This window comes from Mesorhizobium sp. WSM3873 (genome assembly GCF_001672445.1).
Lineage (GTDB): Bacteria > Pseudomonadota > Alphaproteobacteria > Rhizobiales > Rhizobiaceae > Mesorhizobium.
The window spans coordinates 132,577-143,825 of sequence record NZ_LYTM01000023.1; the positions used below are offsets into that span (position 1 = coordinate 132,577).

Genomic DNA, 11,249 nt, shown 5'->3' on the forward strand with positions numbered 1-11,249 from the left:
CATCGGATCGGCGCCTGACAAGTCAGTGATTGGATGGCCACGTGCAGCGCCGCCGAGAATCAGAAGGGGCGCGGTCCGGACTTGTCCGTGACAGGCCGTTCGCCGACATGGGAACGTCATGCTGCTTGCAGGCCGGACCACCTGAATATCGCCACGCCCGGGGCAAGCCGGCTTGCCACGAGGCCCCACGCCGCGATATCCCGGGCAACCTCCTCAGTTCCGGCCTTCCATGCTCAAGACCGTCTCCCTCACGCTGCTTTCGCTTGCCATGGCCATCGGCCTTGGCGGCGGCAGCGTCTGGTACGCGCTCAACGCGCAGGACGGCGTCGGCGCGATCCGCATCGGCCAATGGACAGCTTTTCCTGAAATCGGCACGGAAGGTTCCGACCCCTACTCCAAGGCGCGCGTGGCGCGTGAGGGCGTGCTGGCGCTCGGCCGGGCGGAAGGGTTGTCCTTCGTCGCCGAGCGCGATGAAGCTGGCCAACCGCTGAAGCGGGAATGCGCCTATACAATCGAAGGCGGTTACCCGACGGCCCGGTTCTGGACGCTTTATGCCGCCGACCAGTCGCTCGGCGTCATTGACACCGGCAAAGCGAGACAGGCGGTGCTGCAATCCTACGAAGTGCTGCGCCGGCCCGACAATTCGGTCGTCATCTCCGTCGGCGACCGCCCTGCCCCGGGCAACTGGCTGCTGACGGCCGGCTTCGGCAAGATGTATTTCGTGCTGACCTTCTACGACACGCCGATCGCGAGCAGCACTGGGCTTTCCGACGTGGCGCTGCCGCGCATTTTGAAGGCGGGCTGCCATGCGTAGCCTGCTGCACGCCATGGTCCTCGGCCTGCTCGGCGCCGGCATCGTGCATATCGCGGTGCTGTTTTTGGTGCCGGAATTTTCCGAGCGCGATGCCTGGTCGCGGCTGGCAATGGCCTCCGACCTCTACAAGATGACGCGCCTGGACGCGGAAGCCGGCGGTGCACCTGTGGTGAAGTCGGTCGACCCCATGTTCTACGCGGCCGCCTGCCGATTCAATCTCGCCGACGGGCTGGTGCGGATCCGGGCGCCCGGCAACGTGCCGTTCTGGTCGGCCTCGGTCTATGACCGCAGCGGCCATAACATCTATTCCTTCAACGACCACAATGCGAACAGCGAAAAGCTCGATGCCGTGGTGCTGACACCGGCGCAGATGATCGACGTGCGGCGCGATCTTCCCGAGGACTTGCAGGGCGCGATCTTTGTCGAGGCGCCGATCGAAGAGGGAATCTTTGTCGTCCGCGCCTTCGTGCCGGACGATAGCTGGAAGCCGATCGTGTCGCGCTTTCTCGAACAGAGTGCCTGCGAACTGCAGGAATACTGAAGAGTCAGCTCAGTGATGCGGCACTAGTGGCCGTGGCGACCCAGGCTTGTCCGGGCCGTCCGGACGCGCCGCGCCGACCTGCGGCTGTGGCTCATAGCGGACGCCGGGGAAGATGATGACAGCCGCTGCCGTGTCGGTGTCGTGGGTTACTCGATTGACGGGTGCCGCTCGCGGCACGAAAGACAAGACCATGCCCATGGTTCGCGTATTCCTCTCGGTTTGACCGGAGCACAACGCACGCCTCCAAAGTCGATTAAGGCGGGCAGAGGGTTAACGGAGCGCTAACGGATCGCGGCTAATTTGATGTTTGTTCCCTGGAGACGCGAAACCGGCCCGGCCGGAGGCGCGGGGCCGGGTCTGTGTCGAGTATCGGGCGTATCCTCCGTGTCTTCTTCGGATTTCAGGCACATCGCTATCCGGACCGAAGCGGGAAAAGCCGAAAGGCTGTTCCGCGCCGCCGTGTCGGCCTTCTGCTCGCTGACGCGCCCGTCGCGGCGCGAAATCGCCCAACTCGAGGATCTGACGCTGCCGCTGTTCGACGAAGTGTCGGTCGAATCGCGCCGCTATGTCGCCGCCGCCCTTTCCGAATGCGAATATGCGCCGGCCGCGTTGGTGCGGCGGCTGGCCGAGGAGCCGGTCGAGATCGCGGCGCCGCTGCTTACCCGCTCGAACGCACTGAGCGACATCGATCTCATCGCGCTGATCGGCCGCCATGGCCTGCCGCACGCGCGCGCAATCGCTCGCCGCAAGGAACTCAACGCAACCATCGCCCACCTGATCCGCGCGCTGGAGAAGCCGACGCTGGTCAACACGCGGCCCCCGGAGACGGTCACGAAGCTCGCGCCGGTGAAACCGGCCGTTTCCCCAACAGAAGACAACCGCCCGGATGCCGGCGTGTCTGAGGAAAACGCGCGGCGACGCCTGCGCTCGATGATGCGGCCCGCCGGCGAAAGTGCCGCTGTCAACCCGTTCCTCGGACAGTCGACTTATCTGAAGCTGCGCGAGACGGCGCTGACCGGCAACCTTGCTTTCTTCCAGACAGCGCTTGCCGACGCGCTCGACATCGATTTTGCCACAGCCCGCTCAATCACAGAGCAATCGGGCTACGCAGCGCTGCTTGCGGCGCTCAAGGCGCTCGACCTCAGCGAAGACAGGGCCTTCCTGATCGCGGTCGCGATCTATCCCGGCGAGTTCCCGCATCCCCAGGCAATCCGTCTGTTCCTCGACCGCTATCGGCTGCTGCATCGCGAGGCAGCGCTCGACATGGTGCGGGCCTGGAAGGCCGAAACGATGTCTCGGGCGATCCGCGGCAACGCCATCGAGACAGGGCGCCACGCATCGAACAGCGATGACAAGGCCGCCGGCCGCAAGGCGTCCTGACCCAATTCCAGGGAAGTGCACAGCGTTTCCGTGGCCGGTCGGGACGCCGGGCCGCCGCCTCTATTCCGCCTTCACGGACACAAGCTCCTCGACCGGAACGGAGCCGGCCTCGATCTCGACCACCCAGATGTCGGGATCGAATCTCTTTTCCTTTTCCAGCCTTGCATCGAATGCCGAGCTATCGTCGCCAGAATCGAGCAAGGTGAAGAAGCGCTCGTCGGGCTTGGCCGAATCGTAGCTCGTTTGCGGCGCCGGTCCGTACAGAGCCACCTCGCCCAGCCGGCCGCGCGACAACACGAAGACGGCGCCAGCCTCGGTCGCGCCGCGCTTGACCACGGCAGCAAAACCGCCGGCGGTGAAGACACGGCGCAGAAGGGCCGATACCCACAGATCGGTAGTCACGCGCATGGCAGGGTTCCGGATGGCATGCGCGGTTCCTTACAGCATCGGCAATGGAACCGAAAAGCCGGCAGCCCTCAGTTTGTCAGGCCGATCTCGCGCATCTTGGCATAGACCACTTCGTCCGGCTCACCGGTTTCGGGCAGGCCGAACAGCGCCTGGAACTCCTTGATCGCAGACTTGGTCCGGGCGCCTACGACGCCGTCGAGCTGCATATCGTCATTGCCGAAGGCCTTCAGGCCAGCCTGGATCTTGACGATGCGGGCGTCGGGGGCCTGCGTTGCGCCGTTGGCCGGAGAGGAGACCGGAATGGCCGCCGGTCCGGCGGCCTGGGCCGCAGCCCTGTCGGCCGGTCTCGGGGCCGGATGCGGAATGGCCGCAGTCGTTTGCCTGGCGCCAAGCTGATCGAGCAGCGCGCCGTCGATATCGCCGGAGGCGGGCAGCCCGACCTTGAGCTGATAGGCCTGGATGGCCTTGCGCGTGGCTGGGCCCGTGAGGCCGTCGACGGTGCCGTCGTAGAAATTGAGGTCCTTCAATATGCCCTGCACCTGCTGGACGACCGGATCGGGCTTGGGAGTGGGCTGCGCCTGCCGCACGATGTTGATGGTGGTCTCCGGCTCATCCGAGACGGCATGCGGGAAATTCTCGATGCTCCTGGTGGCGAAGAAGGCGCTCGTGTGTGGAAAAGGCTGGTACCAGAGCGCGTTGGCCGAAACGTAGAATAGCGTCACCAGGAAGGCGGTCGAGCCGCCGACCAGAACCGGGTTGCGCGAGATCATCTGGCCAACCGCCGCAGCGCTCTCGGCAAGCAAGCCACGCTCGGGTTCGACCACTTTAGGCCGTCTTGCGGAGCGAGCCATTGCTGTCCCCATTTGCATCCCCCTTCGGCTTTGCAATCGGCACCGGCAGCACGTCGGCCGGCGCGCCCGAGCGCCGCTTCGGTCCGTTCACCGGCAGGCTGATCGTCACCGTCGTGCCTTCGCCCGGGGCGCTCTCGATCGACATCGTGCCCTCATGCAGCGCCACCAGCCCCTTGACCAGCGACAGGCCGAGCCCGGTTCCCTCGAAGCGGCGCGTATAGTCGTTCTGGATCTGCATGAACGGCTTGCCGAGGTTGGCCATATCCTCGTCGGCGATGCCGATGCCGGTGTCGCTCACCCAGAAATGCAGCCGCGAGCCGACCCGCTTGGCGCCGATCACCACGCTGCCGCCGTCAGGCGTGAACTTCACGGCGTTCGAAACGAGATTGATCAAGATCTGCTGCACGGCGCGGCGATCGGCATTGATCTCGCCGGCGTCAGGCGCGATCTGGGCGCCGAGCGCGATGCTCTTGGCCTCCGCCAGCGGCCGCATCATCGAGCGGCACATGTCGGCCGCATCGGCGAAGCGGAACGGCTCGAGCTCGGTGGCATAGGCGCCTGCCTCTATGCGCGAGACATCGAGGATCGAGGTGACGACGGACAAAAGATGCTGGCCGGACTCCCTGACCAGGGCGACATATTCCTTCTGGCGCGGATCGCGGAAGGCGCCGAACATCTCGTGCAGCAGCATGTCGGAGAAGCCGATGATGGCATTGAGCGGCGTGCGCAGCTCGTGGCTGACCACCGCCAGGAAACGCCCCTTGGCCACTTCGGCGGCAGCCGCAGCCTCCCTCGCCGTGGCAAGCTCTTCGCGGAGCGCAGCGACCTCGTCGTTCTCACGAAGGACGAAGGTCAAGATGTCCTGCTCCCGCGCGCCGCGCAGCAATTCAAGGCGGAACGGGCGGAAATTGTCGGCCGAGCCGCCACCGTCGCGCGGCAAGCGGATGCGCAGGTCGAGCCGGCGCTTCGGCGCGCCGTCGCGCATGTCCGCGAGGGCGGTGAGATAGGCGACGCGATCGGAAAGATGGACGCGCTCGAACAAGCCGGTACCGAGCAGGAGTTCCGGCGCCAGCTTCAGAATGGAACGCGCCTTGGCCGAAGCGTCGAGTACCTCGCCCTGGCGGCCGACGCGCAGCACGACGGCATCGATCGTCTCTTCGAGACGGTCCACCGCAGGCTCAACCTGACGCGCATCGGCGGGATTGGCGAAGGCCGCCGCGCGCGGCAGGAGCGTAAGCGCCCAGGCAAGCGGCAGCAGCCAGTGCCAACCGGCGATCGCGGCCTCGCCGAGCGGCAGGAACTGGTTTGCGAAAGGCTGCAGCAGGATGGCGCCGAATGCCGCCAGCGCGCCCGAAATTGCTGCGCGGCGCGACCCGGCGATCCACCAAGACTCGACCGGCAAAGCCACGGCAAGCAGCGCGACGGGCGACGCCAGACCACCCGCCGCGGCAATTGCGCCGGCAAGCGCGAGGCCGCCCGTCGCCACCGAGGCACGGCCGGCGAGCGTCATGCGGCCGGTGGCGGCAACCAGAAGCGCTGCGAACCAGCACAGACCGAAAGCGCCGAAGATCGCAGCCACGGTAACGGCGGCACCCAGGCTTGAGGTGACCAGCGTCACCGCCGCACCCGCGGCGAGGAAGGGAGCAGCGAGCATGACGCCGATGAAGCGGCGCTGGCGCTGGCGCTCAGCCTCGTCCGTGACGGTCGGATGAACCATGCGTTCGCAGCCGGCGGCAACCGCGCCAGGCAGAGGAACGTATCTGGCCGTAATCGAACTCAACGCACTCGGACCCGGTCGTGAATTGCCCTGCTTCTGCAGGTGACTCTTGATTGGATTGAAAGTCGCATCCAGCGTTTAAGGAATGGATAAGGCAGGGAAGGCGAGCGCCCTGCCCGCGGCAAATATCGGGACGCCGGCACCCCAAAGCCCGTCGATCTGCCGCCATGGTAAATGGAGCGTTAGCCACAGCCCGCCTCGCCGAGCCTCCCGAAAACCCAGTGCCGATGCTCGCCCTTTCCAGAATTGTTCTTTTGAAACAGCCACATAGATGGTTGTTTCAAAATTAATACAGTCGATCAGATTTGAGTTAGATCAATTGCGAAACCAATCCTTTCGACTTTATCTAAAATTTGAAGAAAATTCGCGGCTTCGGCGCAAGCCACGCTTCGCGCCTTCGTGCCATTGTCATGTCCATAAAAAGAGGTCATGCCGATGGATGCATGATCCGATCACGACGAGGCATCGAGATGGGCTTTCTGATCAGGATGGCTTTCTGGTTTTCGCTGGTGCTCTTGGCGCTGCCGCTCAGCGTCGGCCCCGACGAGGATGGCCGCGAGGCGGTCGGGCCGATCCAGGCGCTGTTTGCGGCGCGCGAGGCGGTCGGCGACATTGCCGGCATCTGCGAGCGCAAGCCGGATGTTTGCGAGACCGGCAAATCGGCCATGCACACCATCACCGTGCGCGCCAAGGAGACAGCCAAGATCGCTGCCGCCATGCTTGATGACCAGCAGTCGGAAAAGACGGCCGCGCCCGCTGCGAAGGTAGCGGAGACGTCTGGCGAGACCACCGGCAGCGTCGCCGGGGACATCGTCCTGCCCGCCAAAGTCAACATCCCGGTGATGCTGACGGCGAAGAACTGAGATTCCTTTTTCTGGAAATGCTCTAACGCCGCGGGCCCGCCCGACCTCTCGACGCCCGCGGCGTCTTTCTTTTTCCGTGACGTGGCGGCGCCGGGTCACTATATGCGGGCAATGACGACCTCGATCGAAACGATCCGCGACGATTTCTCCCTGCTCGACGAGTGGGAGGACCGCTACCGCTATGTGATCGAGCTCGGCGAGGCGCTGCCTCCGTTTCCCGAGGCGGAACGCACACCGGCCAACAAGGTGCCGGGCTGCGTCAGCCAGGTGTGGCTGACCACCGAGCAGGGAGAAGGCGTCGATCCGGTGGTCAGCTTTCGCGGCGATTCCGACGCCCACATCGTGCGCGGCCTTGTCGCCATCATGCTGGCGCTGTTCTCGGGCCGGCCGGCCAGTGAAATCCAGAACACCGATGCGGAAGTGACGCTGAAAGAGCTCGGCCTCGATGAGCATCTGTCGCCACAGCGCGCCAACGGCCTTCGCTCAATGGTCAAGCGCATCAAGCGCGACGCCGAAGCCGCCTTGAAGCAAACCGCCTGACTCTGCCCCAAGCCCGGCAACAAGCCGCACTGCGGCGGGTTCACCCGTTCGCAGCAAGACATCCCTGAAATACCTCAAAAGCAAAACGGCGCCCCGCGGGCGCCGTCGCTTTTGCCGACTTGCGGAAGCTGCTACCGGCGACCTTTGGGCTTGCGGCCGAGGCCCATCTTCTTGGCCAACTGCGAACGAGCGGCTGCGTAGTTGGGAGCAACCATCGGATAGTTGGCGTCCAGGCCCCACTTCTCGCGGTATTCTTCCGGGGTCAGATTGTAATGCGTCATAAGGTGGCGCTTCAGCGACTTGAACTTCTTGCCGTCTTCGAGACAGACGATGTAGTCGTCATGCACGGAGCGCTTCGGGTTGACGGCCGGCTTCTGCTTCTCGGCCGAAGGCAGCTCCGTCGTGCCGCCGACGCGGCCGAGCGCGGCATGGACGTCGGCAATCAGGTTCGGCAGTTCGCCGACCGGCACCGGGTTGTTGCTGACATAGGCCGCGACGACATCGGCAGTCAGCTCGATTAGCGCGTCCCCATTCCTTGAAGGTGTTTCGACGATATCCATTGTGCTCAGGCCCCAACGAGAGTTTGTTTTCTAGACTGCGCCCTTTTTCTGGATCGGGCATCGCGCGAAATTCATGCAGGCAAGCCCTGCGATTCGCGTCGCGTCATCTTAATGACCCTGTGCTGCAAGTAAGTCAATTCACCTATTGAATTATATTCGGCGATATTCATCAAATATTGCCCGTTCAGCTTCAAAAATTCGTGTGCCGTGTAACTTAGCGAGATTTTTTTGGCCGGACCAGTGCAGCCTGACGTGGCGCCAAGCACGCTTTTACACCTCTGGTCGCGTCAAAACAGGTTCTTTATGCTTGGCTAAACTAATGTTTGGCCGCCCGGTGGGCGAAGAATCCTATGGATCATGGCGCGGACATTCATCCTCGCGTCAAACAGCCAAGTCGCCTCGACGAACCTCTCAGTGGGGTTTGATGTACTTGCCGTAGACCCAGCCGGTAACAAAATCACCGTTCTGCGCCGGATCGTGCCAGACCTCGCACCAGCGGTAGCGGATCGCCTGCCGCTGCTTCCAGTGCGGTTGGCCGGCAATGTCGAGCAGATCTATCCCGCCCGTGCAACGGCCGGTCATCTGCAAGACAGTGCCATTCGGATAGGCCGCCTGTCTTTGCGATGTGTTTGACGGATACTTGCGCGCGTTGAGCGTGTCGCCGAACGGCACGCCAGCCACTTGCCAGGCCGCGAACACGGTTGCATGAGACTGGCCGGAAAAGGCCAGGACCGCCGAAGCGACAGCAAAAGCCACGGCGGCTCGAACATAGGATTTCATCTTTTCCCCTTTCGACTTACCTTGTGTAGACCACCTTAAACCCCGCCCTTTGAACCGCTGCTGAGCGACGCGTTCATTCGCCATTCAAGCAAATTTCAGGCAATTCCATAGCGAGACGCAATGACCAGAACCTCCGTCTTCCCGACCGCCATCCCGCCGCGGCCCGAGAAACGCCCCATCTTCGACGTTCATCACGGCATCACCCGCACCGATGACTACGCCTGGATGCGGGCCGCCAACTGGCAGGCGATGTTCAGGGACCCTGCACTGCTCGACGGCGCGATCCGCGCTCATCTCGAGGCCGAGAATGCCTACCAGGCAACGCTGATGGCCGACACGGCCGAGCTGCGCCGCAAGCTGTTCGCCGAGATGAAGGGGCGCATCAAGGAGGACGACTCCACCGTGCCGATGAAGGACGGTCCCTACGCCTATGGCTCGTCGTTCAAGCTCGGCGGCGAGCAACCGCGCTACTTCCGCACGCCGCGCGATGGCGGCATTGAAGAGATCCTGCTCGACGGCGATGCGGAAGCCGAAGGCAAGCCCTATTTCCGTCTTGGCGGATTCGACCATTCGGCCGACCATCGCAAGCTGCTCTGGGCTTTCGACGACAAGGGCTCGGAGTTCTTCGCGCTGCGCGTGCGGGACATCGCCAGCGGCAAGGAACTCACCGATCAGATCCCGGATACAGGTGGCGGCGGCGTGTGGAATGCCGGAGACGACGGCTTTTTCTACACCCGCCTCGACGACAGCCACCGCCCGTCAAAAGTGTTCTTCCACGCGCTTGGCGACAGTCCGGACAACGACCGGCTGATTTACGAAGAGACGGATGCCGGCTTCTTCATGGATGTCAGCGGCACGCGTTCCAACGACTGGATCATGATCGGCATCAACGATCATGAAACCTCCGAATACCGGCTTCTGCGCGCCGACGAGCCGTTCGCCGAGCCGAAGCTGGTGGCAGCGCGCGAGACCGGCCTGCAATATGACCTGGAGGAAGGTGGTGACGTCTTTTTCATCCTCACCAATGCCGACGGCGCCAAGGACTTCAAGATCATGACCGCGCCGGTCGAAGATCCGGTGCAGGCCAACTGGAAGGAACTGGTGCCGCACGAGCCCGGCCGGCTGATCCTGTCGGTGCTCGGATTCAGGCACCACATGGTCAGGCTGGAACGCAAGGAGGGCCTGCCGCGCATCGTCGTGCGCGATCGGGCAAACGGCGAGGAGCACCTCATTTCCTTCGACGAGGAGGCCTTCTCGCTCGGCCTTTCCGGCTCCTACGAATACGACACCGAAGTCATGCGCTTCACCTATTCGTCGATGACGACACCGGCACAGGTATTCGACTACAACATGCGCAGCCGCGAGCGCGTTCTCTTGAAGACGCAGGAGGTGCCATCGGGCCACGATCCGGAGCATTATGTCACGCGCCGGCTGATGGCGCCGGCTGCCGACGGCGAGTTGGTGCCGATCTCGCTGATCCACCATCGCGACACGCCGCTTGATGGCTCGGCGCCCTGCCTGCTCTACGGCTATGGCTCCTATGGCATCACGGTTCCTGCCGCCTTCAACACCAATTGCCTGTCGCTGGTCGACCGCGGCTTCGTCTACGCCATTGCCCATGTGCGCGGCGGCAAGGACAAGGGCTACGGCTGGTATGACGACGGCAAGCGTCGGCACAAGATGAACACCTTCACCGATTTCATCGCCTCAGCGCGCCATCTCGTGGCCGAGCGCTACACGTCGCACGATCGCATCGTCGCGCAGGGCGGCTCGGCCGGCGGCATGCTGATGGGGGCGATCGCCAACATGGCACCCGAAAGCTTCGGCGGCATCGTCGCCGAGGTGCCGTTCGTCGACGTGCTCACCACCATGCTCGACGCCAGCCTGCCGCTGACGCCGCCGGAATGGCCCGAATGGGGCAATCCGATCGCCTCGGCCGAGGACTACGCGACGATCGCTGCCTATTCGCCCTACGACAATGTCGCGGCGCTCGACTATCCGCCGATCCTGGCGCTGGCAGGTCTGACCGACCCGCGCGTCACCTATTGGGAGCCGGCCAAATGGGTGGCGCGGCTGCGCGACCGCAAGGCGGGCGACAAGCCGGTGCTGTTCAAGATCAACATGGAGTCCGGCCATGCCGGCGCCTCGGGCCGGTTCTCGCGCCTGGAGGAGATCGCGTATATCTACGCCTTTGCGTTGAAAGTGACCGGCAAGGCCTGATTTTTCCCTCGCAATCGCGAGCACCTCGCGCTACGCAATGCGCCTCGTTTTTGGTCGCGGCCGGTTCGGGCCGCGCCATCCGTCATTCGCAGGGTTCGTCATGCTGCTCGTCGACGTCTATCTCGACAAATCGCCCATCCAGGGCATCGGTGTCTTCGCCAAACACCGCATTCCAAAGGGCACGTTGATCTGGAAGCTCGATCCAAGATTCGACCGCCGCATTTCGGTCGACACTTATGAGAACGAAAGCGGCCCGGTGAAGTCCTACCTCGATCGGTACTCCTATCCGGACAGGCGCGACCGGAATTATATCGTCTTCGAGGCGGACGATGCGCGCTACATGAACCATGCCGACGAGCCGAACTGCGACGTCTCCTCGCCGGAGGAAACCTACGCGCTGCGCGACATCGCGCCCGGCGAGGAACTGACCTGCGACTACAACCACTTCTTCGAAAACGGCTTCGATTTTTTGGGCGACCGCCACGCGTAATCGGAGCGACCGTGATCGAAGCGTC

General features: G+C 63.7%; 13 protein-coding genes. 7 read left to right on the top strand and 6 right to left on the bottom strand.

The window, feature by feature from the left end:
* Positions 1 to 229: 229 nt before the first annotated feature.
* Positions 230 to 814 carry a DUF1214 domain-containing protein gene (locus A9K71_RS16375; RefSeq protein WP_066997640.1) on the top strand — a complete coding sequence of 195 codons (585 nt, stop codon included), beginning with the start codon at positions 230 to 232 and terminating at the stop codon, positions 812 to 814.
* Entirely contained in the window at positions 807 to 1,355 is a 549-nt protein-coding gene (locus tag A9K71_RS16380; RefSeq protein WP_066997643.1) for a DUF1254 domain-containing protein, read from the top strand. The genes A9K71_RS16375 and A9K71_RS16380 overlap by 8 nt, the downstream gene beginning before the upstream one ends.
* A gap of 9 nt (positions 1,356 to 1,364) precedes the next feature.
* Here A9K71_RS16380 and A9K71_RS30505 read toward each other — a convergent pair whose 3' ends face one another.
* Entirely contained in the window at positions 1,365 to 1,553 is a 189-nt protein-coding gene (locus A9K71_RS30505; RefSeq protein ID WP_082953733.1) for a hypothetical protein, read from the bottom strand.
* 186 nt (positions 1,554 to 1,739) lie between these two features.
* Here A9K71_RS30505 and A9K71_RS16385 point away from each other — a divergent pair, with 186 nt between their 5' ends.
* On the top strand, positions 1,740 to 2,735 hold the full coding sequence (locus tag A9K71_RS16385; protein ID WP_066997645.1) for a DUF2336 domain-containing protein: 996 nt from the start codon (positions 1,740 to 1,742) through the stop codon (positions 2,733 to 2,735).
* A 60-nt stretch (positions 2,736 to 2,795) separates the two neighbouring features.
* Here A9K71_RS16385 and A9K71_RS16390 read toward each other — a convergent pair whose 3' ends face one another.
* From A9K71_RS16390 to A9K71_RS16400, 3 genes are all read right to left on the bottom strand, one after another.
* Positions 2,796 to 3,143 (bottom strand): DUF1491 family protein, encoded by a 348-nt coding sequence (locus A9K71_RS16390; protein ID WP_066997648.1) that lies wholly within the window; start codon positions 3,141 to 3,143, stop codon positions 2,796 to 2,798.
* A gap of 68 nt (positions 3,144 to 3,211) precedes the next feature.
* Complete coding sequence (locus A9K71_RS16395; RefSeq protein WP_066997651.1) at positions 3,212 to 3,994, bottom strand: peptidoglycan-binding protein; 783 nt, start codon at positions 3,992 to 3,994, stop codon at positions 3,212 to 3,214.
* Positions 3,969 to 5,711, bottom strand: a complete 1,743-nt coding sequence (locus A9K71_RS16400; RefSeq protein ID WP_066997655.1) for a PAS domain-containing sensor histidine kinase — start codon at positions 5,709 to 5,711, stop codon at positions 3,969 to 3,971. Before A9K71_RS16400 ends, A9K71_RS16395 begins: the two co-directional genes overlap by 26 nt.
* 530 nt (positions 5,712 to 6,241) lie before the next feature.
* Here A9K71_RS16400 and A9K71_RS16405 point away from each other — a divergent pair.
* Entirely contained in the window at positions 6,242 to 6,634 is a 393-nt protein-coding gene (locus A9K71_RS16405) for a DUF5330 domain-containing protein (RefSeq protein ID WP_066997658.1), read from the top strand.
* Positions 6,635 to 6,745: 111 nt separating this feature from the next.
* The gene (locus A9K71_RS16410) at positions 6,746 to 7,174 is read left to right on the top strand and encodes a SufE family protein (protein ID WP_066997661.1); all 429 of its coding nucleotides are present in this window, start codon (positions 6,746 to 6,748) and stop codon (positions 7,172 to 7,174) included.
* Between the two features lie 131 nt (positions 7,175 to 7,305).
* Here the strand turns inward: A9K71_RS16410 and A9K71_RS16415 are convergent, their stop codons facing one another.
* Both A9K71_RS16415 and A9K71_RS16420 read right to left on the bottom strand, forming a co-directional pair.
* The gene (locus tag A9K71_RS16415; protein WP_066997664.1) at positions 7,306 to 7,734 is read right to left on the bottom strand and encodes a MucR family transcriptional regulator; all 429 of its coding nucleotides are present in this window, start codon (positions 7,732 to 7,734) and stop codon (positions 7,306 to 7,308) included.
* 411 nt (positions 7,735 to 8,145) lie between these two features.
* Positions 8,146 to 8,514: a hypothetical protein gene (locus tag A9K71_RS16420; protein WP_066997667.1), complete on the bottom strand. Its 369-nt coding sequence runs from the start codon at positions 8,512 to 8,514 to the stop codon at positions 8,146 to 8,148.
* 120 nt (positions 8,515 to 8,634) lie between these two features.
* Here A9K71_RS16420 and A9K71_RS16425 point away from each other — a divergent pair, with 120 nt between their 5' ends.
* Positions 8,635 to 10,734: a S9 family peptidase gene (locus tag A9K71_RS16425; protein WP_066997670.1), complete on the top strand. Its 2,100-nt coding sequence runs from the start codon at positions 8,635 to 8,637 to the stop codon at positions 10,732 to 10,734.
* 100 nt (positions 10,735 to 10,834) lie between these two features.
* Positions 10,835 to 11,224, top strand: coding sequence for an SET domain-containing protein-lysine N-methyltransferase (locus tag A9K71_RS16430; RefSeq protein ID WP_066998147.1), 390 nt, complete (start codon positions 10,835 to 10,837; stop codon positions 11,222 to 11,224).
* The last annotated feature ends 25 nt before the right edge of the window (positions 11,225 to 11,249 follow it).